The organism is Gordoniibacillus kamchatkensis (assembly GCF_000829455.1).
Lineage (GTDB): Bacteria > Bacillota > Bacilli > Paenibacillales > NBRC-103111 > Gordoniibacillus > Gordoniibacillus kamchatkensis.
Genome location: NZ_JXAK01000031.1, coordinates 1 through 21,233 on the forward strand (window position 1 = coordinate 1; position 21,233 = coordinate 21,233).

Annotated in this window: 32 protein-coding genes, 1 rRNA gene and 3 pseudogenes; 2 read left to right on the forward strand and 34 right to left on the reverse strand. The window is 54.7% G+C overall.

The window, feature by feature from the left end:
• From SD70_RS17580 to SD70_RS17590, 3 genes are all read right to left on the reverse strand, one after another.
• Positions 1–189: ribosomal RNA gene (locus tag SD70_RS17580) — 16S ribosomal RNA — on the reverse strand; the annotation flags it as partial.
• Positions 190–452: 263 nt separating this feature from the next.
• Positions 453–671, reverse strand: a complete 219-nt coding sequence (locus SD70_RS17585) for a hypothetical protein (protein ID WP_041048855.1) — start codon at positions 669–671, stop codon at positions 453–455.
• Between the two features lie 202 nt (positions 672–873).
• A complete protein-coding gene (locus SD70_RS17590; RefSeq protein WP_156158076.1) occupies positions 874–1,446 on the reverse strand; it encodes a stage II sporulation protein M in 573 nt (190 codons plus the stop codon).
• A gap of 140 nt (positions 1,447–1,586) precedes the next feature.
• Between SD70_RS17590 and pdaB the strand changes: the two genes are divergently transcribed.
• Positions 1,587–2,369: a polysaccharide deacetylase family sporulation protein PdaB gene (pdaB, locus tag SD70_RS17595; RefSeq protein ID WP_041048857.1), complete on the forward strand. Its 783-nt coding sequence runs from the start codon at positions 1,587–1,589 to the stop codon at positions 2,367–2,369.
• 17 nt (positions 2,370–2,386) lie between these two features.
• Here the strand turns inward: pdaB and SD70_RS17600 are convergent, their stop codons facing one another.
• A complete protein-coding gene (locus tag SD70_RS17600; RefSeq protein WP_041048858.1) occupies positions 2,387–2,998 on the reverse strand; it encodes a KinB-signaling pathway activation protein in 612 nt (203 codons plus the stop codon).
• Positions 2,999–3,155: 157 nt separating this feature from the next.
• On the opposite strand from SD70_RS17600, the gene gerD reads away from it, so the two are divergent.
• Positions 3,156–4,190, forward strand: coding sequence for a spore germination lipoprotein GerD (gene gerD, locus SD70_RS17605; protein WP_052487576.1), 1,035 nt, complete (start codon positions 3,156–3,158; stop codon positions 4,188–4,190).
• On the opposite strand, the gene SD70_RS17610 is transcribed toward gerD, so the two are convergent.
• From SD70_RS17610 to rpsC, 30 genes and pseudogenes are all read right to left on the reverse strand, one after another.
• Positions 4,155–5,246: an Mrp/NBP35 family ATP-binding protein gene (locus tag SD70_RS17610; RefSeq protein WP_041048859.1), complete on the reverse strand. Its 1,092-nt coding sequence runs from the start codon at positions 5,244–5,246 to the stop codon at positions 4,155–4,157. The genes gerD and SD70_RS17610 overlap by 36 nt on opposite strands.
• A 155-nt stretch (positions 5,247–5,401) precedes the next feature.
• Positions 5,402–6,160: an N-acetylmuramoyl-L-alanine amidase CwlD gene (cwlD, locus tag SD70_RS17615; RefSeq protein WP_041048860.1), complete on the reverse strand. Its 759-nt coding sequence runs from the start codon at positions 6,158–6,160 to the stop codon at positions 5,402–5,404.
• 68 nt (positions 6,161–6,228) lie between these two features.
• Positions 6,229–7,413: a sulfate adenylyltransferase gene (gene sat / locus SD70_RS17620; protein ID WP_041048861.1), complete on the reverse strand. Its 1,185-nt coding sequence runs from the start codon at positions 7,411–7,413 to the stop codon at positions 6,229–6,231.
• A gap of 28 nt (positions 7,414–7,441) precedes the next feature.
• The gene (locus tag SD70_RS17625) at positions 7,442–8,134 is read right to left on the reverse strand and encodes a phosphoadenylyl-sulfate reductase (RefSeq protein ID WP_041048862.1); all 693 of its coding nucleotides are present in this window, start codon (positions 8,132–8,134) and stop codon (positions 7,442–7,444) included.
• Between the two features lie 249 nt (positions 8,135–8,383).
• Positions 8,384–8,776 (reverse strand): 30S ribosomal protein S9, encoded by a 393-nt coding sequence (gene rpsI, locus SD70_RS17630; RefSeq protein WP_041048863.1) that lies wholly within the window; start codon positions 8,774–8,776, stop codon positions 8,384–8,386.
• 21 nt (positions 8,777–8,797) lie between these two features.
• Positions 8,798–9,237: pseudogene (gene rplM, locus SD70_RS17635) on the reverse strand (50S ribosomal protein L13).
• 181 nt (positions 9,238–9,418) lie between these two features.
• A pseudogene (truA, locus tag SD70_RS17640) lies at positions 9,419–10,188 on the reverse strand (tRNA pseudouridine(38-40) synthase TruA).
• Positions 10,189–10,273: 85 nt separating this feature from the next.
• On the reverse strand, positions 10,274–10,639 hold the full coding sequence (gene rplQ / locus SD70_RS17645; RefSeq protein ID WP_041048866.1) for a 50S ribosomal protein L17: 366 nt from the start codon (positions 10,637–10,639) through the stop codon (positions 10,274–10,276).
• Positions 10,640–10,667: 28 nt separating this feature from the next.
• A complete protein-coding gene (locus SD70_RS17650) occupies positions 10,668–11,612 on the reverse strand; it encodes a DNA-directed RNA polymerase subunit alpha (protein ID WP_041048867.1) in 945 nt (314 codons plus the stop codon).
• Between the two features lie 118 nt (positions 11,613–11,730).
• A complete protein-coding gene (gene rpsK, locus SD70_RS17655; protein ID WP_041048868.1) occupies positions 11,731–12,129 on the reverse strand; it encodes a 30S ribosomal protein S11 in 399 nt (132 codons plus the stop codon).
• Between the two features lie 21 nt (positions 12,130–12,150).
• Positions 12,151–12,519 (reverse strand): 30S ribosomal protein S13, encoded by a 369-nt coding sequence (gene rpsM, locus SD70_RS17660; RefSeq protein ID WP_041048869.1) that lies wholly within the window; start codon positions 12,517–12,519, stop codon positions 12,151–12,153.
• A 21-nt stretch (positions 12,520–12,540) separates the two neighbouring features.
• The gene (gene rpmJ, locus SD70_RS17665; protein WP_003333770.1) at positions 12,541–12,654 is read right to left on the reverse strand and encodes a 50S ribosomal protein L36; all 114 of its coding nucleotides are present in this window, start codon (positions 12,652–12,654) and stop codon (positions 12,541–12,543) included.
• Positions 12,655–12,707: 53 nt separating this feature from the next.
• A complete protein-coding gene (infA, locus tag SD70_RS17670; RefSeq protein WP_041048871.1) occupies positions 12,708–12,926 on the reverse strand; it encodes a translation initiation factor IF-1 in 219 nt (72 codons plus the stop codon).
• A 2-nt stretch (positions 12,927–12,928) separates the two neighbouring features.
• Positions 12,929–13,240, reverse strand: coding sequence for a KOW domain-containing RNA-binding protein (locus SD70_RS17675; protein WP_041048872.1), 312 nt, complete (start codon positions 13,238–13,240; stop codon positions 12,929–12,931).
• Positions 13,241–13,349: 109 nt separating this feature from the next.
• Positions 13,350–13,999: pseudogene (locus tag SD70_RS17680) on the reverse strand (adenylate kinase).
• A gap of 90 nt (positions 14,000–14,089) precedes the next feature.
• Entirely contained in the window at positions 14,090–15,394 is a 1,305-nt protein-coding gene (gene secY, locus SD70_RS17685) for a preprotein translocase subunit SecY (protein ID WP_041048873.1), read from the reverse strand.
• Positions 15,394–15,834, reverse strand: a complete 441-nt coding sequence (gene rplO, locus SD70_RS17690; protein ID WP_041048874.1) for a 50S ribosomal protein L15 — start codon at positions 15,832–15,834, stop codon at positions 15,394–15,396. Before rplO ends, secY begins: the two co-directional genes overlap by 1 nt.
• A gap of 32 nt (positions 15,835–15,866) precedes the next feature.
• Entirely contained in the window at positions 15,867–16,052 is a 186-nt protein-coding gene (gene rpmD / locus SD70_RS17695; RefSeq protein ID WP_041048875.1) for a 50S ribosomal protein L30, read from the reverse strand.
• A 12-nt stretch (positions 16,053–16,064) separates the two neighbouring features.
• A complete protein-coding gene (gene rpsE / locus SD70_RS17700) occupies positions 16,065–16,562 on the reverse strand; it encodes a 30S ribosomal protein S5 (protein WP_041048876.1) in 498 nt (165 codons plus the stop codon).
• A gap of 24 nt (positions 16,563–16,586) precedes the next feature.
• Positions 16,587–16,955 carry a 50S ribosomal protein L18 gene (gene rplR, locus SD70_RS17705; protein WP_041048877.1) on the reverse strand — a complete coding sequence of 123 codons (369 nt, stop codon included), beginning with the start codon at positions 16,953–16,955 and terminating at the stop codon, positions 16,587–16,589.
• 23 nt (positions 16,956–16,978) lie between these two features.
• Complete coding sequence (rplF, locus tag SD70_RS17710) at positions 16,979–17,521, reverse strand: 50S ribosomal protein L6 (RefSeq protein ID WP_041048878.1); 543 nt, start codon at positions 17,519–17,521, stop codon at positions 16,979–16,981.
• Positions 17,522–17,550: 29 nt separating this feature from the next.
• Positions 17,551–17,949, reverse strand: coding sequence for a 30S ribosomal protein S8 (gene rpsH, locus SD70_RS17715; RefSeq protein WP_041048879.1), 399 nt, complete (start codon positions 17,947–17,949; stop codon positions 17,551–17,553).
• A 33-nt stretch (positions 17,950–17,982) separates the two neighbouring features.
• Positions 17,983–18,168: a type Z 30S ribosomal protein S14 gene (locus SD70_RS17720; RefSeq protein ID WP_041048880.1), complete on the reverse strand. Its 186-nt coding sequence runs from the start codon at positions 18,166–18,168 to the stop codon at positions 17,983–17,985.
• 34 nt (positions 18,169–18,202) lie between these two features.
• Positions 18,203–18,745 (reverse strand): 50S ribosomal protein L5, encoded by a 543-nt coding sequence (rplE, locus tag SD70_RS17725; protein WP_041048881.1) that lies wholly within the window; start codon positions 18,743–18,745, stop codon positions 18,203–18,205.
• Between the two features lie 33 nt (positions 18,746–18,778).
• Complete coding sequence (gene rplX, locus SD70_RS17730) at positions 18,779–19,132, reverse strand: 50S ribosomal protein L24 (protein WP_082053452.1); 354 nt, start codon at positions 19,130–19,132, stop codon at positions 18,779–18,781.
• A gap of 97 nt (positions 19,133–19,229) precedes the next feature.
• On the reverse strand, positions 19,230–19,598 hold the full coding sequence (rplN, locus tag SD70_RS17735) for a 50S ribosomal protein L14 (protein WP_041048882.1): 369 nt from the start codon (positions 19,596–19,598) through the stop codon (positions 19,230–19,232).
• 33 nt (positions 19,599–19,631) lie between these two features.
• Complete coding sequence (gene rpsQ / locus SD70_RS17740; RefSeq protein ID WP_041048883.1) at positions 19,632–19,901, reverse strand: 30S ribosomal protein S17; 270 nt, start codon at positions 19,899–19,901, stop codon at positions 19,632–19,634.
• A gap of 25 nt (positions 19,902–19,926) precedes the next feature.
• Complete coding sequence (rpmC, locus tag SD70_RS17745) at positions 19,927–20,124, reverse strand: 50S ribosomal protein L29 (protein ID WP_041048884.1); 198 nt, start codon at positions 20,122–20,124, stop codon at positions 19,927–19,929.
• Positions 20,111–20,548, reverse strand: a complete 438-nt coding sequence (rplP, locus tag SD70_RS17750) for a 50S ribosomal protein L16 (protein WP_041048885.1) — start codon at positions 20,546–20,548, stop codon at positions 20,111–20,113. The genes rpmC and rplP overlap by 14 nt, the downstream gene beginning before the upstream one ends.
• Positions 20,549–20,551: 3 nt before the next feature.
• The gene (rpsC, locus tag SD70_RS17755; RefSeq protein ID WP_041048886.1) at positions 20,552–21,223 is read right to left on the reverse strand and encodes a 30S ribosomal protein S3; all 672 of its coding nucleotides are present in this window, start codon (positions 21,221–21,223) and stop codon (positions 20,552–20,554) included.
• Positions 21,224–21,233 lie beyond the last annotated feature (10 nt).

The following is a 21,233-nucleotide window of genomic DNA, read 5'->3' on the forward strand; positions in this document are numbered from 1 at the left end:
TGCGAGAAGACCAGCTATCCGGTCTTAGCTACCGTTTCCGGTAGTTATCCCGGTCTTACAGGCAGGTTGCCTACGTGTTACTCACCCGTCCGCCGCTAAGCGAGCCCCGAAGGACTCACTCCGCTCGACTTGCATGTATTAGGCACGCCGCCAGCGTTCGTCCTGAGCCAGGATCAAACTCTCCAATAAAGTTTGAATCTATAGCTCTTACTTAACACTTGCGTGTTGTTTTCTTGCGAAAACCTCTCACTCGTCATTCAGTTTTCAAGGAGCAATCGTCTTGCTTTTCATCGCCAGCCGTTTCAGCGGCGACTTTTATAATATATCACATCCGCCCTGTCCGGTGCAAGTGGAAATTATTATCTCCAGCTTGCTTGTCCGGTGCTTTTGAAGCGGCGAGTAATAAAGTATCACATCCCGCGCCCAAAAGTCAACACCGCCGCAGCTTCCTTTTATCGGAAAACGCGGTTGCGGGCGTAGCGGGAAATTTCCTTCGGAGAAGCGAACCGCGCATACATGCGGAATATGACTTTGTACCGAGATTCAATCGCCCCTTTGATATCGGTGTCGATGCGCTTGTCATTCAGATCGAACAGCATCTCGTCAAGCTCTTTGCGAAGCACGTAATCAAGCTCGCGGCATTCGCGCTCATTAAACAAAAACCCTAACATAACGCTAACCTAAACTCCTTTCGCAAATCGCGCCCATAATGAGAGGCAAAAAGGGTATGCACACAAAAGCACGCTAATTCCGTTCAGGCTGCGATTCGGCGCTTTCATGCACATACCCTTCAGCAGTCGCTGCAGGTGATGGCTTTACTGTTATGTTCAGTTTTTGGCATTTTTATGATGGCTGGCCGCAAAAATATTTTCTCTATTTCACCAGCCAATACGTTACGGTGCTTTCAATAGCGGCGGCAACGAGCAATGCGCATGTCAGCAAGCCCGCGAGCGGCAGCGTCATTTTGAACGTGTGGATCAGTTCGCCGCGCACCCGCGTCCCGAGCCCCGGCACAAAAGGCGACCCGACGCCTTTGAGAACGATAAATCCGAGCCGGATTCCGTATGCGCAAGCAATGATCACCGCAGGAATCTCGATAATTCCGTGCGGCAAAATGCCTTTGGCCACGTACCACCACGACTGGTTATGAGCTTGGGCGGAGGCGACATAGCCGAGAATCATGCCGTTCACGACCAACACGCCGATCGGAAGCACTCCGAAAAACAGCCCGAAGTAGACAAAAATGAGCGATTTGCATACATTGTTCAGGAAAATGAGGACAAATAGCCACAGCTGCGGATTTGGCTTGTTTTGTACGGTGGAGGCAAGGTGCTCCAGACCTTTGAGCTGCTGCTCAATAAAGCCGGCGTAACGGCCCGAGCCTTCGATGCCAAGCACAAATCCGGCGATAAACACCGCGGCGGCTGCGACAAAGTATTTGTTCATGCGGCGGAAATCCGCAAAAAGAAGACGAAGTCTCACGGGCAGGAGCCCCTTTCGAATAGTCATAAGCGCCGAATCCCCGCATACACTTGTACAAAAACAGGAACAAGCCCTTCGGGACAACGCAAGGAGGCCGGAACAACATGAACGTGTTCTTGGTGGTGAACGGGAAGCGCATTAAGCAGTTTATTTTCATCGCGGCAGCGGTCATGTTCGCCGCAGGGATTATTTATTCCGAACAAACGAATGTCAGTGCCTTTGCCAGCGAGCAGCCGGCCGCGGTGTTTAGCGTTCCCACGGACAAAAAGATATTGGCTCTTACTTTCGATATCAGCTGGGGTGAGAAGCGGACGGAGCCGATCATCAAAGTGCTCGAAGACAAAAAGGTGAAAAACGCGACGTTCTTCCTCTCCTCGCCATGGGCAAAAGCACACCCGGAGGTGGTTGGACGAATCGTCAAGGACGGCTACGAGATCGGCAGCCACGGCCACAAGTTTACGAATTACAGCGAGCTGGAAGAGGCGGATATCCGCAAGCAAATTTTGACCGCTCATCAATTGCTGTCCGAAGCTACAGGCAAAAGCCCGACTCTCATCCGCCTGCCAAACGGCGATTTTGACAAGCGCGTGCTCACGATTGCCGACAGCCTTGGCTATACGGTCATTCAATGGGACACTGACTCCTACGATTGGAAAGACATCGGCGCCGACAGCATCGTCAAGCGCGTTGTAACCCGTGCCCACCCCGGCGATATCATACTGCTTCACGCCAGCGATTCTTCCGTGCAGACCGCCGCCGCGCTGCCGCAAATCATCGATCAGCTGCGCGCCAAAGGGTACGAATTCGTATCGGTCAGCGAGCTGCTTCAGCAGACGCAGGTGAACAACAAGCCGGTCGAAGACCAGACGTTTAAACCGTTATCATAGCCCGCGTTCGCGCAATATTATTTGGAGTCGGCTGCAGCCGGCTCTTTTTGATTTTGCAAAATGCGCGGCAAAATAAGAATTTGCCACGCGTTGCAGCCCAGCAGCGGAACGAGCATAAAGAAAATCCCCGAAGCGTTGTTCGTCCGCAGAGCCGGAATGGCTTCGAGGATCGTAACGACGTACATGTAGAACAAGGTCGGCAAAAATCCATTGGCATTCGTAAGCTTTACTTTCCAGTAAGCAACCAGAAGCGATACCGCCAACATAACAGCCGCCAAAGGCACATACGCGAACCAGCTGCCGCCGAATTGAATGTACCGCAAAGAGACGAGTTCGAACATCGCAATGACGACAAGCGCCCACTGGAGCAAATCCCACGTTTTTTTGTTGCGAATGATGCCGAGGCCGACATAGCGGACAATTAGGAATGCGAAGTATCCCATTTGGGACAAAATCGACACTGTAGCGCCGACCAGTATCATATACAACATGTTAAAGCCGATCGCGCGAAGCCCCGGCATCGCCAGCTCGAATTGGCCGACCGATAAAATAAGGCCCGCGGCGAGACCAAGCACGATGCCAAGCAGCAGCGTCGTCCAGAACAGATGAAACCATTTGCGCAGCGTCACTACATCCAGCCTCCAAAACGCCGCCGCATGCGGCAGCCGAACTTCTAATAGCTAATTGTACCAACGTTCACAACAAAATGCCACTTATGCCGCATCATAAAGCGCACGGCTCCACCGCAAACTAGATCTACAACCTACCGAAGGGAGCCTTGGCATCATGAATAAGACACTGCGGTTTATCTCCATCGCCGCTGTCTTGCTGCTGACCTCATGCGGTTCGGATACTTCGAGCGGCGGGACCGCGACCGCCACCAGCTATAAAGACACGAAATCGATGGTGATGGACATATTGAAATCCGATGATGGCCGAAGGGCAGTCCAATCTGCGGTGTTCGGGCTCGAGGATGGCACCGCCGGAGGTGCGGGCGGAAGTACAGGCGGAGGCGCGGGAGGCGGTACGTCAGGCGGTTCGTCAGGCGGGACGGGCGGAGGTTCGTCAGGAGGCGGAGGGGGCATGGGCGCTGCAGGCATGGGCGCCGCCAGATTTGGAGCAACCGGAATCAAGACGCTGGCAGTCGCAGACGCCCAGCAGCTTCAGCTCGCCGTCAAGGATGTGCTGACCGATCAGCAGAATAGTGCATTTTTGCATACTTTGATGACCGACCCGAGGTTCGCAGGCGATTTCGCCAAGGCGGTTCAGAAAGAAAACAAACAGCTGATGAAGGATCTGATGAAGGATCCGGAATACCAGAAGCTGCATCTGGACGCCATGAAGAATCCGGAATATCAGAAGCTTCTCATCGATACGATGCGCAGCATGCAGTATCGCCAATATGTCATGAACGTCATCCAAGAATCGATGCAAAGCCCGCTGTTTAAAGTGGAAATGATTAACATGCTTAAGAAAGCGATCGAACAAGGCACGGCGGCCCAACCCCCCGCGGGAGGCGCCAAGGAGATCAAGGCGGCGGAAAAGGCGGCGGTGGAAAAGGCGGTGGCGGTGGCGACAGCAGCGGCGGCGACAGCAGCGGCGGCGACAGCAGCGATAGCGGCGACAGCGGCGACGATCAAACGAAGAAAAAGGATAAAAAGAACACCGGCGGAGGCGGGGATTCGGGTACGTAAACGAACATGCCCCAAGCATGACGCATTTAGCCCGAGTCGCTCCCTAAAGCAAGAGCTCTTCCCCCACCTGGAGGAAGAGCTCTTTTTACGTCTACATATAATCCAGCACGGCATCCGCAAGCTTTAAATACAACTGTCCCGTCGGCGAATCCGCCTTGTACACGGACGGAGCGTAGTCCGGCTCGGAAGGATGATTGTCGGGGGCGCCGAGCGGCAGCTGCGCGAGCAGCTGCGTATGCAGCTCGTCGGCGAGCTTGGCGCCGCCGCCGCGTCCGAACACGTAATCTTTCTCGCCGCATTTGCCGCACTCGTAATACGCCATATTTTCGACGACCCCGAGCAGTTCGTGGTTCGTCGAGCGCGCCATCGCCCCGGCTCGGGCAGCGACGAACGCCGCCGTTGCATGCGGAGTGGTCACGATAATTTCCTGGCTGTGCGGAATCATTTGATGCACGTCCAGCGCCACGTCACCCGTCCCCGGCGGCAGATCGAGCAGGATGATCTCCACGTCTCCCCAATCGACTTCGTGGAAAAAGTTGCGCAGCATTTTGCCAAGCATCGGTCCGCGCCAAATGACGGGAGCGTTGTCCTGAACGAAGAAGCCCATGGAAATGACCTTCACGCCAAAACGCTCCACGGGCACGATGCGCTCGTTCACGAGCTGCGGCGTCTCCTCGATGCCCATCATGTCGGGCACGCTGAAGCCGTATATGTCGGCGTCGACGATGCCGACCTTCTTGCCCCGCCGCGCCAGGGCTACGGCCAGGTTGACGGTGACCGTCGATTTGCCGACGCCGCCTTTGCCCGATGCAACGGCGATGAATTCGACTCCGGATTCCGGCGACAGGATTGACGACGCGGGCTTCCCCGCCTGGGACGGCGGCGCATGCGGGTCTTTGGAGGCGCTCCGCGCTTTCTCCACCTCTTGCCGTTCGAATTCCGTCATATCGCGGAATCGAATGCGAATCTCCCCCGGCTGCAGCTGCTGCAGCGCATCCAGAACGGCGCCGCGGCGCAAATCTTTGCCTGCGTCGTTCGTCCCGGCGGAAACGATATAGGTTAGCGAAACGCTGTCTTGTTTCACGACGATATCTTTAATCAGGTTAAGTTCAACGACGCTGCGCGACCACTCGGGATCGTTCACGCTTTGCAGCGCTTGCAGCACTTGTTCTCGGGTCGTCATGGTACACCTCGGTTTACCAGTAGTGGACTTAGGCTGCGCTGGAAAGTATGGCTCCGCTGCGGATTCGGAATGTGGATCGAAGAGCTACGTTGCTATCCTCCGCACCGGCTTTCCCGGGCAGCCCGAATGGACTCCGCTCCATTATACCAATTATCCTAGAGCGATCCAACTTTCTCCCCTGAGTAGTAACGAAGCACGCCTTGGTAAATGGCCGCCGCCACTTTTTTCTGGTAGGCCGGACTTGCCAGCAGCCTGGCCTCGTCCGGATTGGACAGAAAGCCGACCTCGATGAGCGCGGCGGGCATTTTGGCGGTGCGCAGCAAATAGTTGTTGGCGTCGAGCAGCTTCGCCACGCGATCGGTGTTTTGCAGGTTCTTCTTGATTTCGTCCTGGATCAAAGCGGCCAATTTGGCGTTATCCGGGTGGTTCCCATAGAAAAACGTCTGCGCCCCGCGCCACTTGCTGGAAGGAATGGCGTTCATATGCACGCTGAGCAGCAAATCGGCTTTCTGCTTCGCGATCAAGTCCGAACGCCTGGTCAAATCCTCCGTCTTGCGCCGGCTCAGCCCTTTGGTGTCGGGATTGGCCAAGTCTCTGTCTTCCTCCCGGGTCATGACGACCAGCGCCCCGGCCTGCTGCAAGTAGTCCCGAACGTAGAAAGCTACCGCCAGATTGATATCTTTCTCGATAACGCCGTCCTTGCTGCTCGAGCCGCCGTCCGGGCCGCCATGTCCGGCGTCGAGGGCGATCGTCTTCCCGGACAGCGGCATCGTCCATTGAGTCCACGTCTTCGTCGAAGGGAGCTCGTACGTGTACACGACTACCATCAGCACGACGAGCAGAGCGGACATGGCGAGCTTGAGCACACCTTGCGGCGATAGCCAGACGACGAATCTCGATTTCTTCTTGCGCATACAAAAATCCACCTCAACTCCCCATAGACTCTGTACCATCTATATGGGACGAGGTGGACAAATATGCGTTATTGTTGAAGGGCGGAGGCGGTTTCGGCCATGCCTTCGATCAGGATTTTGGCTACTTCCGGACGGCTGAATTCCGGCGGCGGGCATTGCCCGCTGCGCAGCAGCTCCCGCACCTTCGTGCCGGACAGATGCACATGCTCGCTCTTGTCGTGCGGGCACGTTTTGCTGGAAGCCATATTGCCGCATTTTTTGCAGAAGAAGCTATGCTCGAAGAACAGCGGCGTAATGCCGAGTTCCTCTTTCGTGAAGTTGCTGAAAATTTGCTGCGCTTCGTACGTGCCGTAATAGTCACCGACGCCCGCGTGGTCACGCCCGACGATAAAGTGCGTGCAGCCGTAATTTTTTCGCACCATGGCGTGGAAAATCGCTTCCCGCGGCCCTGCATACCGCATCGCTGCCGGGAATACGCCAAGGAAGACGCGATCTTTCGGGTAGTAATTTTCCAAAAGAACGAGGTAGCTCTTCATCCGCACGTTCGCCGGCACGTCGTCCGACTTCGTCTCGCCGACAAGCGGATTCAGAAACAGGCCGTCGACAATTTCCATCGCCGATTTCTGGATGTATTCATGCGCCCGATGCACCGGATTGCGGGTCTGGAAGCCGACAACGGTTTTCCAACCTTTTTCGGCGAAGATGGCCCGGGTCTGCTCGGGAGTGAAATAAAACTCCTCGAACTTCGCCGGCTTCGGACGGTTCAGCACTTCAACAGGTCCGCCGATATACGTGGAAGGCTTCGAATAAAGCTTCTGCACGCCGGGATGAGCGGTTTCGTCCGTCTTAAACACTTTGACCGCTTCATACTTCTGGTCGGCCTCGTAAATGCTCGTTACGTCCATAATGGCATAGACGACGCCGTCTTCTTCGCCAACGAGAGCGATCCGTTCTCCGATTTTCAGCTGTGCCGCAACTTCCGGCTTAACGCCGAGCGTAATCGGGATGCTCCATACAAGGCCGTTTGCCAGCCGCATCGTATCCACGACGGACTTGTAATCTTCCTCCGCCATAAACCCGGTTAGCGGCGAGAACGCGCCTACCCCGATCAAATCCAGATCGGATATCGCCCAAGTGTTGATCTTCACCTGATTCAACTCGCGAGCTTGCCCCAGCAGCTCTTCCCGGCGCCGGCCGGTGACGAGGCGATTGATCAGGGTACCGCCGTGTGCCGCGATCGTTTGTGCTGTCATTGGAACGTTCCTCCTCTTGCGATGCTCGTTACTTGTGCAATCCGCATTCCGTCTTCTCGAAGCCGGCCCAACGTCCTGCGCGCGGATCTTCGCCGGGAGCTACCGGTCTCGTGCAATGTTCGCAGCCGATGCTCGGGAAGTTTCGATCGTGCAGCGGATTGTAAATGACATCGTTCTCTTTAATATACCGCCACACATCGTCGGACGTCCAGCTTGCCAGCGGATTGAATTTGATCAGGCCGAATTTCACGTCGTATTCGACCTTCTTCGCATTCGCCCGGGTCGGCGCCTGATCGCGGCGAATGCCGGTAATCCACGCATCGTAGCGGCGCAGCACATCGGTAAGAGGATCGACCTTGCGGATGTTACAGCACTGGTTCGGGTTGGACTTCCACAGCTCGTCGCCGTACTGCTGTGCCTGCTCCTCGAGCGTCAGCTTCGGCAGAACTTGCACGAACTTCGTACCGTAGCGCGATTCCAGCCGGTCGCGCGTCTCGTACGTTTCCTTGAAATGCACGTTCGTATCGAGATAGAAAATGTCCGTGCTCGGGCTAATTTTTTGCAGCATGTCGACGAGCACGACGTCCTCTGCGCCGAAGCTGCAAGCCAGCGTAATGCTCGGGAACGTCCGCACCGCCCAGGCTAAAATCTGTTCCGGCGAAGCGTGCTCGAACTCGGCAGCTTTCTCATTCACTAAAGCTTCTTTCTCGAACAAGTTCACGATGTTTCTCTCCTTTTTTACTAATTCCGAGTAATCAGATGCGATTTTAACTTTTTCTCTAATTATAATAAAGATCTATAGATTGTCAATGACATCCTTTATATATGTTCGAGCCTCCTTGTAATATATGGGCATCTGCCATACGGCGTTACTTGCCTACACGAAAAAAACGGACCTTTTTTGCTTTTCGCAAAAAAGGTCCGTTGCTTGATATCGTTCCGGTCTTGACGCTCCGCTCCGCTGCGCGGATTAACGCTTGGAGAACTGAGGCGCGCGACGAGCGGCCTTAAGACCGTATTTTTTACGTTCTTTCATACGCGGGTCGCGAGTCAGGAAGCCCGCTTTCTTGAGAGAGCCGCGCAGTTCCGGGTCTGCCTTCAGCAGAGCGCGGGAAATGCCGTGACGGATGGCGCCGGCTTGGCCGGACATGCCGCCGCCGTGCGCAAGCACGAGCACGTCGTATTTGCTTACCGTATCGGTCAGAGCCAGCGGCTGCTTCACAATGAGCTTCAGCGTCTCCAGACCAAAGTAGTCGCCCAGATCACGCTTATTGATAATGATACGTCCTTCACCCGGTACGAGACGCACGCGCGCTACCGAATGCTTCCGACGACCTGTTCCGTAGTATTGAACTTGTGCCACGAAGGTATCCTCCCTTTTCGATTATCCGCGAAGTTCCCAAACTTCAGGCTGTTGCGCCGCGTGCGGATGCTCCGCACCTGCATACACCTTCAGCTTCGTCTGCATCTGATGGCCGAGCTTGTTCTTCGGCAGCATGCCTTTCACAGCCAGCTCGATCATGCGCTCCGGCCTCGTATTCAGCATCTCTTGCGCCGTAGTCGTACGCAGGCGCCCGGATAACCGGAATGGCGGTAGTACTTCTTTTGCAGCAGCTTCTTGCCAGTCAGGACGATTTTGTCGGCATTGATCACGATAACGAAATCGCCAGTATCCACATGCGGAGTAAATTGCGGCTTATGCTTGCCGCGAATGAGCGAAGCGACTTCGCTCGCCAGACGACCGAGCGTTTGGCCGGCTGCGTCTACGACTAACCATTTGCGCTCGGTTTCGAGCGGTTTCGCCATATATGTGGTGCGCATCATTGTTCCTCCTAAAAATTCTAAGAAACGTTCATAGTCATGGTATGGTATGGTCTAGCATGGTCCGTTGGTGCTAAGTCAACGGATTGGGGTGTATCTTGATTCGGGGCAGTGGGATAGCCATCAAGAAACGCCAAGAATCATTTTACATCATCCACCCGGCAAAAGCAACAGCGAATTAGCGTTAATATTCGACTTTCCATAGCGTAAGGCCGTGCGCAACAGCCGTCGGCCCGGCCAGGGCGCGATCGCGGGCGCGCAATATGTCGGCCATGGCGGTTCTCGGCCGCTTCCCTTCGCCGATCTCCATCAACGTGCCGACGATGATGCGGACCATATTATATAAAAACCCGTTGCCGGTAATCGCAATCGTGATCACTCCGGACGGTGCGGGCGAATCCGGAAGCTCACCGGGGTCGGGAATTTCGTCGATGCTAGCCTCGTATACCGTTCTGACGTGCGATTCCGATTCGCTATGAATGGAGCAGAACGAGGTGAAATCGTGTTCGCCGACAATAGCGGACAAAGCCTCTTGCATAGCCGGAACATCGAGCTTTCCCGGATGGTGGTATTGATAAGCGCGCTGAAACACGTCGGGAAATTTGCTGCGGCGGATCGTATAACGATACGTTTTGCGCTTGGCCGATTTGCGGGCATGGAATTCAGGAGGAGCTTCCTCCGCATGAAGCACGACGATGTCGCGCGGCAATCGCGAATTGAGCGCCAGGCTCCACCGCTCGATCGGAATGGACGACTCCGTATGAAAATTGCACACTTGTCCCCGGGCGTGCACGCCGGCATCGGTGCGTCCGGACGCCGTAGCTTGACGCTTTCCCCGGTCAGCAGGCGAATGGCGGCTTCCAGCCGGTCTTGAACCGTATTGCCGCTAGGCTGTGTCTGAAATCCCGAGTAGGCCGTACCGTCATAGCTGACGACAAACCGAATGTTGCGCACCTTCACGTTCCTCCAACTCAAATCCTACAAAAAAAAGGGCTTCATCAGAATCGCATGGATTCCGTCCACCCTTTCCCATCCGTTCCTATACTCGATCTACCAATTCCAGATATACCATCGGAGCTGCATCGCCGCGGCGCGGTCCCAGCTTCAGGATGCGGGTGTATCCGCCCGGGCGGCTCGAGTAACGGGGCGCCAGCTCGGAGAACAGCTTTTGAATCGCGTCCTGGTCGTTCTGAGCTTCCTCACGACGAACGAAAGCCGCAACTTGACGGCGAGCGGACAGATCGCCGCGCTTCGCCAGCGTAATCAGCTTCTCGGCGATGGAACGCACTTCTTTCGCTTTCGCCTCTGTCGTTTGGATGCGCTCGTGGATGAACAGGTCGGTCACCAGGTCGCGGAACAAAGCTTTCCGGGCGCTGGAGTCACGGCCTAACTTTTGGTATGCCATGTCGCTACAAACCTCCTTCTGTTTAGCGTTAGTCTTCCGTACGAAGGCCGAGGCCGAGCTCTTCGAGCTTCTCCTGCACTTCCTCCAAGGACTTGCGCCCGAGGTTACGGACTTTCATCATATCTTCTTCCGTCTTCGTAATCAGTTCTTGCACAGTGTTAATGCCTGCGCGCTTCAGACAGTTATAGGAACGGACCGAAAGATCGAGCTCCTCGATCGTCATCTCGAGCACTTTTTCCTTCTTGTCCTCTTCCTTCTCAACCATAATCTCCGCATCTTTCGCCTCGTCGGTGAGCCCGACGAACAGCATCAGATGCTCGGTCAAGATTTTCGCTCCCAAGCTGACTGCTTCTTCAGGACGAATACTTCCGTCGGTCCATACTTCGAGTGTCAGTCTGTCATAGTTGGTCACTTGGCCGACGCGCGTATTTTCCACACTGTAGTTCACGCGGGTAATGGGCGTATAGATGGAGTCGATCGGGATGACGCCGATCGGCTTGTCTTCGCTCTTGTTCTTGTCGGAGGAGACATAGCCGCGGCCGCGGTTCGCATGAATTCTCATGTGCAGGCGGGCGTCCGACGCGAGCGTAGCGATGTGCAGATCCGGATTCAGGATCTCGACATCGCTGTCGCCGCGAATGTCGGCGGCCGTAATTTCGCCTTCGCCTTCGGCGTCGATCTCGAGCACTTTTTCCTCGTCGGAATGAATTTTCAGCGACAGCCCTTTGAGGTTGAGAATAATTTCGGTTACGTCTTCCCGCACCCCGGGGATCGTCGAAAACTCATGCAAAACTCCATCAATCTGCACAGAGGTAACTGCAGCTCCAGGAAGTGAAGACAGTAAGATACGACGCAGAGAGTTACCCAGTGTTGTCCCGTAACCGCGCTCCAGCGGTTCGACCACGAACTTGCCGTACGTGCCGTCCTCGCTGACGGTTACGGTCTCTATTTTTGGTTTTTCAATTTCAATCATGAAATGTACCCTCCTCGAAAACGTCGTTTCACTCTGGATTCCAAGCATAAATATGCAGTATGCCTATCCATTCAGTATTGGCAAGCGATGGATAAATATACCACACGTGATCCGTTAGTTATACGCGACGACGTTTCGGTGGGCGGCAGCCGTTGTGCGGCACCGGTGTGACGTCCTTGATCAGGTTCACTTCGAGGCCTGCAGCCTGAAGGGAACGGATCGCGGCTTCACGGCCGGAGCCAGGACCTTTGACCATGACTTCGACAGTTTTCATCCCATGTTCCATAGCCGCTTTCGCAGCGGATTCCGCAGCCATTTGCGCGGCGAACGGCGTGCTCTTGCGGGAGCCTTTGAAGCCGAGGTTGCCGGCGCTGGCCCAGGAGATGGCGTTGCCGTGCGGGTCCGTGATCGTAACGATCGTGTTGTTGAACGTAGAGCGAATATGCGCAACGCCGGACTCGATATTTTTACGGTCACGACGCTTGGTACGGACGACTTTTTTCGTTGGTTTTGCCATTGGTTAATTGTCCCCCCTTTATTATTTCTTCTTGTTCGCTACCGTACGGCGAGGGCCTTTGCGCGTACGAGCATTCGTTTTCGTGCGTTGGCCGCGCACCGGCAGGCCGCGGCGGTGACGAACGCCACGATAGCAGCCGATCTCGATCAGGCGCTTGATGTTCAGAGCGATCTCGCGGCGGAGGTCGCCTTCCACTTTCAGCGTCTTGTCGATCACGTCGCGGATTTTGCTCACTTCGTCTTCCGTCAGGTCGCGAACGCGAGTGTCCGGGTTAACGCCAGTTTGAGCGATAATCTTTTGTGCAGTGGTGTTGCCGATACCGAAAATGTACGTCAGCGCAATAACGACGCGTTTGTCGCGAGGCAAGTCTACACCAGCAATACGTGCCATGTTTGTGCGTGCACCTCCTTATTACCCTTGTTTTTGTTTGTGCTTCGGATTTTCGCAGATAACCATGACGTTGCCCTTACGTCTGATAACCTTGCATTTTTCGCAGATCGGTTTAACCGAAGGTCTGACTTTCATAGGTATTCCTCCTAAAAGCTTTCTATAGCGAAAGCTGGCTTCGTAAGCATACGCTATTTGAAACGGTACGTGATCCGGCCGCGGGTCAAGTCGTAAGGGGACAGCTCCACGGTCACTTTGTCCCCGGGCAAAATGCGGATGAAGTGCATCCGGATTTTGCCGGACACGTGCGCTAAAATTTGATGTCCGTTCTCGAGCTCCACTTTGAACATCGCATTCGGAAGCGGTTCGATGACTTTACCTTCGACTTCAATCACATCTTCTTTGGCCACAGTCATTCTCCTTTCTCTTGCGCTTCTGCAGTCGGTTGACTCTCGACATATTTGGTTATGGCGTAACGCAGCTTTCCGTTCGTAACGCGGCCGGTTTCCCGAAGCGAGTCGGCAACCTCTTCGCTGTGCCTGGGCAGCAGCTCGAGGTGGAGCACGTTCTTCTTCTTCGGTTGGTCGAACTTTCGTTTGTCGCCGTCGGCGATGAGCACGAAACGTTCATCCTGAATGCCGACGATGACGGCAATCTTGCCCTCGTCGCGGCCTCGCAGATTGCGCACGAGCTGGCCTAGCTGCGGGGCTTGCGGCTCTTTCACTTCCACCCACCTGCACCTTCAACGGGAGCGTGCGCGGCCCGAGCCGCCGCATAACGCAAATACGTCGTAGAAGCGCATAAGCTGCCGGAAAACGTGTTCCAGATGATCATTAGGCCTGACCTCGCAGCAGAGCATGGATCTCGGCAGTCACCGTTTGAATGTCTTGTTCGCCGTTCACTTCGTGCAAGATTCCTTTCTTAGCGTAGAAATCGAGCAAAGGAGCGGTTTTGTTCAGGTATTCGTCAAGCCGGGTGCCGACTTTCTCTTCGGTATCGTCCGAGCGCTGGTACAGCTCGCCGCCGCACTTGTCGCAGACGCCTTCTTGCTTCGGCGGGTTGAACATCACGTGATACGTGGCCCCGCACGATTTGCAAATGCGGCGTCCGGTCAGCCGGGCGAGGAGCAGCCCCCGGTCAACCTTCAGGTTGATGACGTGATCGAGCGATTTGCCGAGCGAGCTCAGCATGCCGTCGAGCGCTTCCGCCTGCGCCAGCGTCCGCGGATAGCCGTCAAGCAAAAATCCGCCGCTGCAGTCCGGCTGAGCGAGGCGCTCCTTGACGATGCCGTTCGTGATCTCATCCGGAACGAGCAGTCCTTTGTCCACGTAGGATTTTGCTTCTACGCCGAGCGGAGTGCCCTGCTCATCGCCAAGCGAAAAGCGTCGCCGGTAGAGATATGGGGAATGCGAAATTCAGAAACAATTTGCTCCGCTTGCGTGCCTTTGCCTGCACCGGGAGGACCCATAAACAGTACGTTCACGTCCGCTCTCCTCCATTGCCCTATGGCGTTTGACGAACAGCACAATAGGTGCCGACGCTTTAGGTGCCCTACAGCATCAGTACCTATTGCCTATTTGTTGATAAAACCTTTGTAGTGGCGTTTGATTAACTGGCTCTCGATCTGCTTCATCGTCTCCAGAGCGACACCGACCAGGATCAGGAGCGACGTACCGCCGACCCGAATCGATTGCGGCAGCCCTGCGATATCGACGAACAGCATCGGCAGTATCGAGATGAGCGCCAGGAATAACGATCCGGACAGCGTGATCCGGTTCATGACGCGAATCAGATAAACCTGCGTCGCCTTTCCGGGGCGAATGCCCGGAATGTAGCCGCCGTTCTTTTTCATCTGTTCGGCCATCTGCTCCGGATTGATCTGCACAAACGTGTAGAAGTAAGTGAAGCCGATGATCATCAGAACGTACAGCACCATGCCGATCGGCGCCGTATAAGTGAGGTTCTGAATAATCCAGTCGGCGACAACGTTGCCTCTCCAGTAGCTTGCGATCGTCGGCGGGAAAATGAGCAGCGACGAAGCGAAGATAACCGGAATGACGCCGGCAGCATTCACTTTCAACGGGATGTGCGTCGTCTGGCCGCCGTACATTTTCCGTCCGACTACGCGCTTGGCGTATTGCACAGGAATTTTGCGAACCCCTTGCTGGACGAAAATGACGCCTGCGATGAGCAGAATGACCACGATCAAAACCACGACAAGCTTGACGATGTTCAGGAACAGCGCGTCGCCTGCACCGGCGATCTGCGTCTGGTAAATTTGGTTCAAGTTTCTCGGTATGACGGCGACGATACCGGCGAAAATGATCACCGAGATGCCGTTGCCGATCCCGTTCTCGTTAATTTGCTCGCCGAGCCACATCAGAAATGCGGTGCCGGCGGTCAAAACGACGGCAATCAGCGCATAAGTCGCAAAGCTCGGATCGAGCACGAGCCTTGCGCCATACAGCCGGTTGAAGCCGACTGCCGTGCCGAACGCCTGAACGAGACCGAGAATGACGGTGCCGTAACGGGTAATCTGCGCCAGCTTCTTGCGGCCGACTTCGCCTTCCTTCGCCCATTGCGTGAACTTCGGAATGACATCCATCGACAGCAGGTTGACGATGATCGACGCCGTTACGTAAGGCATAATCCCCATCGCGAAGATGGAGAAGTTAAACAGCGCGCCGCCGGAAAATGTGTTCAGCAAGTTGAACACATCGGCTCCGCCAGCTTGGTCTTGCATTTTGAGAATTTCCGTATCGATGTTAGGTACCGGTACGAAGGCACCGATGCGGTAAACGATCAAGATGAGCAGCGTGAAAAGAACTCTTTTCCGCAAATCCTCTACCCTAAAGATATTGGATATCGTTCGGAACATCAGATCACCTCAGTTTGACCACCGGCAGCCTGGATTTTCTCTACCGCAGATTGCGAGAACTTGTTCGCTTTAACCGTCAGCTTGACGTTCAGTTCGCCGCTTCCCAAAATCTTGATACCGTCGAGCTGATCTTTCACCAGACCGGCCTGCTTCAGCAGCTCCGGAGTCACTTCGGTACCTGCCTCGAACGCGTTCAGATCCTGAACGTTCACAACCGCGTATTCCGTGCGGAACGGGTTGTTGAAGCCGCGCTTCGGCAATCGGCGGTACAGCGGGTTTTGGCCGCCCTCGAAGCCGAGTCTTACTCCGCCGCCGGAGCGAGCGTTCTGACCTTTGTGGCCGCGAGTCGAAGTTTTCCCCATGCCGCTGCCCACGCCACGGCCAACACGCTTGCGAGTATGGCGGGATCCTTCAGCGGAGCTCAGATCATGCAGTTTCATCGCTAGCACCTCCTCTGTGTCAAAATTATACGTTACGCCTCAATTTGCTTTACTTCAATCAGGTGGCTCACTTGGTTCACCATACCGCGAATCGCTTCGTTATCGTTTTGAACGACAGTCTGGTTCACTTTGCGAAGGCCTAGAGCGTTCACCGTCGTACGCTGTGTCTGTGAACGGCCGATGAGGCTTTTCTTTAGGGTAATTTGCAATTTAGCCATCGTTACCCCTCCTTACCCTAACAGTTCTTCGACGGTTTTACCGCGAAGCTTCGCTACCTCGTCTGCGCGCTTGAGACGGCTCAGACCTTCGAGCGTAGCGTGAACCATATTGATTGGGTTATTCGAACCCAGGGATTTCGTCAAAATGTCGCCGATACCAGCCAGCTCAAGCACGGCGCGAACCGGGCCGCCTGCGATAACACCGGTACCTTCGGATGCCGGCTTCAGCAGCACTTTGCCTGCGCCGAAATGGCCTTCCACGAGGTGAGGAATCGTGGTTCCGACGATCGGAACGTGGATCAGATTCTTCTTCGCGTCTTCGATGCCTTTGCGAATCGCGTCCGGAACTTCGGCCGCTTTGCCGATGCCTGCGCCAACCCAGCCTTTGCCGTCGCCGACAACGACGAGTGCGCTGAAGCTGAAACGGCGTCCGCCTTTAACAACTTTGGCTACGCGGTTCAGGGAGACCATTTTTTCAGTAAGCTCTAATGTATTCGGATCTACGCGCAAGTCGTTAACCTCCTTCAGTTGGGATTAGAATTCAAGCCCTGCTTCGCGGGCTGCGTCTGCCAATGCTTGCACGCGGCCATGGTACAGGTAGCCGCCGCGGTCGAACACGACTTTGTCCAGGCCTTTCGCCTTAGCGCGCTGCGCGATCAGCTCGCCGACCTTTTTCGCAGCTTCTACGTTGCCGCCGCTCTCGACTTGGCCTTTCAGTTCCTTATCTTGCGTCGATGCCGAAGCCAGCGTTACGCCGGTCGTATCGTCGATGATTTGAGCATACATATGCTTCGAGGAACGGAAAATATTGAGGCGCGGACGCTCGGGCGTGCCCGCGATTTTTTTACGGACGCGAAGGTGTCTTTTCAGACGGGCCTTGTTTTTATCCTCTTTGGAAATCATCCGGTTATGCACTCCTTTCCAGATTATTTCTTCTTACCTGCTTTGCCTTCTTTACGCAGAATGCGCTCGTTCTCGTATTTGATCCCTTTGCCTTTGTACGGCTCGGGCTCGCGGACGGCACGGATTTTCGCAGCGGTTGCGCCGACCAGTTCCTTGTCGATGCCGCGCACGATAATTTTGTTGGCAGCCGGCACTTCGAATTCAATGCCGTTCTCCGGCGTAAACTCGACCGGGTGGGAATAGCCGACGTTCAGAACGAGTTTGTTGCCGGTTTTGTTGGCGCGGTAACCGACGCCGACGAGATCCAGCGACTTGGCATAGCCTTCCGTTACGCCGTTGATCATGTTCGCCACGACGCTGCGGGTCGTACCGTGCAAAGCGCGATGAAGCTTGTGCTCGGAAGGACGCTCGACCGTGATCACGTTGCCTTCCACAACAATCTTCATATCTTTGTGAAGCTCGCGGCTCAGCGTTCCTTTCGGACCTTTCACCGTGATTTGCGTATTATCAAGTTTTACGTCAACGCCATTCGGAATGGCGATAGGCTTGCGGCCAATACGGGACATGGGGACACCTCCATTCGGTTCTTAATGTATTACCACACGTAGCAAATAACTTCGCCGCCGGACTTGGACTGGCGAGCTTCTTTATCCGTCATAACCCCTTTGGACGTGGAGATGATGGCAATACCAAGGCCACCAAGCACGCGCGGGATCTCTTGGGATTTCGTATATACGCGCAGCCCCGGCTTGCTGATGCGCTTCAGGCCGGAAATGACGCGCTCGTTGTTCGGACCGTATTTAAGGAACAAGCGGATGATGCCTTGCTTGTTGTCTTCTACGTATTCGGCGTCACGGATGAAACCTTCCTTCTTCAGGATTTCCGCGATCTCCTTCTTCATTTTGGAGGCCGGGATTTCCACGGTTTCGTGACGGACAACGTTCGCATTGCGAATGCGTGTCAGCATATCTGCAATTGGATCGGACATAACCATTGGGTGAGAACCTCCTTCCCGAAATTCGATGAATTACCAGCTTGCTTTTTTCACGCCGGGAATTTGACCTTTGTAGGCCAATTCGCGGAAACATATTCTGCAAATCTTGAACTTACGGAGAACCGAGTGAGGGCGGCCGCAGCGTTCGCAGCGCGTATAAGCTTGCACTTTGAACTTCGGAGTACGTTGCTGCTTCACTTTCATCGAAGTTTTTGCCACTAAGTTTACACCTCCTAAACCTTAGGTTCCGTACTTATTTCGAAAAAGGCATGCCGAGTTGCGCGAGCAGCTCACGAGCTTCTTCGTCCGTGCGAGCTGTCGTGACGATAACGACGTCCATACCGCGCACTTTGTCGACCTTGTCGTATTCGATTTCGGGGAAAATCAGCTGCTCTTTCAGGCCGAGCGTATAGTTCCCGCGGCCGTCGAACGCTTTGCTCGAAACGCCGCGGAAGTCGCGGACGCGCGGAAGCGAAATGTTGAACAGCTTATCCAGGAAGTAGTACATGCGGTCGCCGCGCAGTGTAACTTTCACGCCGATCGGCATGTTTTCACGGAGCTTGAAGCCTGCGATGGACTTCTTCGCACGCGTGATCACCGGCTTTTGGCCTGCGATTTTTTGCATATCTTCCACGGCTGCGTCGAGGATCTTGGAATTGCCCGTCGCCTCGCCTACGCCCATGTTGATGACGACTTTCTCGATTTTCGGCACTTGCATAACCGTCGTGTAGTTGAACTTCTGCATGAGAGCAGGAGTGACTTCATTCAGGAAACGATCTTTCAATCTTGCAGACATGAATCGGTGGCCTCCTTTCCTTGGAGCTTGAAATTAGTCGATCACTTCGCCGGACTTCTTGGCGACGCGCACTTTTTTGCCGTTGTCGAGCACTTTGTAGCCGATACGGGTCGGCTTGCCGCTCTTCGGATCGATCAGCATCACGTTGGACACGTGAATCGGAGCTTCCTTCGAGATGATGCCGCCCTGCGGATTGGCCTGGTTCGGCTTCTGGTGCTTCTTGATCATGTTCACGCCCTCGACGAGAACGCGGTTTTCACGAGGATAAGCTTCCAGAACACGGCCTTTTTTGCCTTTATCTTTGCCGGAAATGACGAACACGGTGTCGTCCTTTTTCACGTGCAGCTTGTTGTTGTGGGACTCAAGAACTTTTTTCAACCTTGGCATGTGGTTTTGCACCTCCTAAAAGTTTTCCTTGCGGAAAACTTGCTTCGTAAGCAACCGCTGAACTTCGCGCCGGGCGAAGCTTATCGAATCTTGCGAATTAAATAACCTCTGGCGCCAGAGATACGATCTTCATGAAATCGCGGTCGCGCAGCTCGCGGGCGACAGGTCCGAAAATACGGGTGCCGCGCGGGCTCTTGTCGTCTTTCACGATAACCGCTGCGTTTTCGTCGAACGTAATGTAGGAGCCGTCTTTACGGCGAGCGCCTGTCTTCGTGCGCACGATAACTGCCTTCACAACGTCGCCCTTCTTGACAACGCCGCCTGGTGTTGCTTCTTTCACAGAACAGATGATCATATCGCCGATATTGCCTACGCGGCGACCTGTACCGCCGAGAACGCGGATGCACATCAGCTGCTTCGCGCCGGAATTGTCAGCCACAGCCAAACGGGATAATGGTTGAATCATTGTTGCCCCTCCTTTCGCATGTCACTTGCGTGCTTATACGATAACAGCTTTCTCTACGATTTCTACGAGTCTCCAAGTTTTATCCTTGGACAACGGACGAGTTTCCATGATTTTCACAGTATCGCCGATTTTTGCCTCGTTATTCTCATCGTGAGCTTTGAACTTCTTCGTATGCTTGATCCGCTTATGGTACAGATCGTGCTTTTTGTACGTTTCGACGGCAACGACGATCGTCTTCGTCATTTTGTCGGAAACGACTTTGCCGATAAGCGTTTTGCGTTCGTTACGCGTTACTTCGCTCATGTAGAGGACCTCCTCTCTGAATGGCTTAGCTGATGCCGAGCTCTCGTTCCCGAATGACCGTCTTTGCGCGCGCGATGCTCTTGCGGATTTCGCGAATTTGCATCGGGTTGTCCAGTTGGCCGGTAGCCAATTGGAAGCGAAGGTTGAAGAGCTCTTCTTTATATCCGTTAATTTTTTGTTCAAGTTCTGCAGTGGTTAGGTTACGAAACTCAATTGCCTTCATTTGCTTCACCACCCACTTCGTCTCTCTTCACAAACTTCGTCTTGATCGGCAGTTTGTGCGAGGCAAGGCGCATTGCTTCGCGAGCGATTTCCTCGCTGACGCCGGCAAGCTCGAACAAAATTTTGCCCGGCTTCACGACGCATACCCACTTCTCGACGTTACCTTTACCGCTACCCATCCGCACCTCGAGAGGCTTCTGGGTGATCGGCTTCGAAGGGAAAATTTTAATCCATACTTTACCGCCCCGCTTGATGTAACGGGTCATCGCAATACGTGCCGCTTCGATTTGGCGGTTCGTTACCCAAGCCGCCTCGAGCGCTTGCAGACCGTATTCGCCGAACGACACTTCCGTGCCGCCCTTCGCGCGGCCTTTCATCGTGCCGCGGTGCTCTTTGCGGTGTTTGACGCGTTTAGGCAATAACATGGCTTAGTTGCCTCCTTCCGTAGCAGCCTTTTCTCTCTTCTTCGCAGCCGGAAGAACTTCACCACGGTAGATCCATACTTTTACGCCGATCCGGCCGTACGTCGTGTGAGCTTCCGCTGTTCCGTAGTCGATGTCCGCGCGCAGCGTGTGCAGCGGAACCGTGCCCTCGCTATATCCTTCGGTACGTGCGATCTCGGCGCCGCCAAGACGTCCGCTAACCGATACTTTCACACCTTTTGCCCCTGCTCTGAGCGTCCGCTGGATCGCTTGCTTCAGCGCGCGGCGGAACGATACGCGGCGTTCCAATTGCTGCGCGATGCTCTCAGCTACGAGTACGGAGTTCAGATCGGGCGTTTTGATCTCTGCAATGTTGATGTGTACTTTCTTGCCAGTCATGCTAGCCAGATACGTACGGATCACTTCGACTTCTGCGCCGCCCTTGCCGATAACCATACCGGGCTTCGCAGTATGAATCGTGATGCTGACGCGGTTAGCCGCGCGCTCGATATCGAAGTGGGAAACGGCGCTGTCTTTCAATTTATTTTTCAGGTATTCGCGGATTTTGACGTCTTCCATGAGCAGCGAGCCGAAATCTTTGTCGTTCGCGTACCATTTGGACTCCCAATCGCGGATAATACCGATTCTAAGTCCTACCGGGCTTACCTTGTGACCCACACTTATCCCT

Bases quoted from the DNA above. Each gene is read 5' to 3' on its own strand.
- SD70_RS17585 (WP_041048855.1), bottom strand. From the start codon at position 671: ATGTTAGGGTTTTTGTTTAATGAGCGCGAATGCCGCGAGCTTGATTAC.
- SD70_RS17590 (WP_156158076.1), bottom strand. From the start codon at position 1,446: ATGAACAAATACTTTGTCGCAGCCGCCGCGGTGTTTATCGCCGGATTT.
- pdaB (WP_041048857.1), top strand. From the start codon at position 1,587: ATGAACGTGTTCTTGGTGGTGAACGGGAAGCGCATTAAGCAGTTTATT.
- gerD (WP_052487576.1), top strand. From the start codon at position 3,156: ATGAATAAGACACTGCGGTTTATCTCCATCGCCGCTGTCTTGCTGCTG.
- SD70_RS17610 (WP_041048859.1), bottom strand. From the start codon at position 5,246: ATGACGACCCGAGAACAAGTGCTGCAAGCGCTGCAAAGCGTGAACGAT.
- cwlD (WP_041048860.1), bottom strand. From the start codon at position 6,160: ATGCGCAAGAAGAAATCGAGATTCGTCGTCTGGCTATCGCCGCAAGGT.
- sat (WP_041048861.1), bottom strand. From the start codon at position 7,413: ATGACAGCACAAACGATCGCGGCACACGGCGGTACCCTGATCAATCGC.
- rplQ (WP_041048866.1), bottom strand. From the start codon at position 10,639: ATGGCATACCAAAAGTTAGGCCGTGACTCCAGCGCCCGGAAAGCTTTG.
- SD70_RS17650 (WP_041048867.1), bottom strand. From the start codon at position 11,612: ATGATTGAAATTGAAAAACCAAAAATAGAGACCGTAACCGTCAGCGAG.
- rpsK (WP_041048868.1), bottom strand. From the start codon at position 12,129: ATGGCAAAACCAACGAAAAAAGTCGTCCGTACCAAGCGTCGTGACCGT.
- rpsM (WP_041048869.1), bottom strand. From the start codon at position 12,519: ATGGCACGTATTGCTGGTGTAGACTTGCCTCGCGACAAACGCGTCGTT.
- rpmJ (WP_003333770.1), bottom strand. From the start codon at position 12,654: ATGAAAGTCAGACCTTCGGTTAAACCGATCTGCGAAAAATGCAAGGTT.
- secY (WP_041048873.1), bottom strand. From the start codon at position 15,394: ATGTTCCGAACGATATCCAATATCTTTAGGGTAGAGGATTTGCGGAAA.
- rplO (WP_041048874.1), bottom strand. From the start codon at position 15,834: ATGAAACTGCATGATCTGAGCTCCGCTGAAGGATCCCGCCATACTCGC.
- rpmD (WP_041048875.1), bottom strand. From the start codon at position 16,052: ATGGCTAAATTGCAAATTACCCTAAAGAAAAGCCTCATCGGCCGTTCA.
- rplR (WP_041048877.1), bottom strand. From the start codon at position 16,955: ATGATTTCCAAAGAGGATAAAAACAAGGCCCGTCTGAAAAGACACCTT.
- rplF (WP_041048878.1), bottom strand. From the start codon at position 17,521: ATGTCCCGTATTGGCCGCAAGCCTATCGCCATTCCGAATGGCGTTGAC.
- rpsH (WP_041048879.1), bottom strand. From the start codon at position 17,949: ATGGTTATGTCCGATCCAATTGCAGATATGCTGACACGCATTCGCAAT.
- rplE (WP_041048881.1), bottom strand. From the start codon at position 18,745: ATGTCTGCAAGATTGAAAGATCGTTTCCTGAATGAAGTCACTCCTGCT.
- rplX (WP_082053452.1), bottom strand. From the start codon at position 19,132: ATGCCAAGGTTGAAAAAAGTTCTTGAGTCCCACAACAACAAGCTGCAC.
- rplN (WP_041048882.1), bottom strand. From the start codon at position 19,598: ATGATTCAACCATTATCCCGTTTGGCTGTGGCTGACAATTCCGGCGCG.
- rpsQ (WP_041048883.1), bottom strand. From the start codon at position 19,901: ATGAGCGAAGTAACGCGTAACGAACGCAAAACGCTTATCGGCAAAGTC.
- rpmC (WP_041048884.1), bottom strand. From the start codon at position 20,124: ATGAAGGCAATTGAGTTTCGTAACCTAACCACTGCAGAACTTGAACAA.
- rplP (WP_041048885.1), bottom strand. From the start codon at position 20,548: ATGTTATTGCCTAAACGCGTCAAACACCGCAAAGAGCACCGCGGCACG.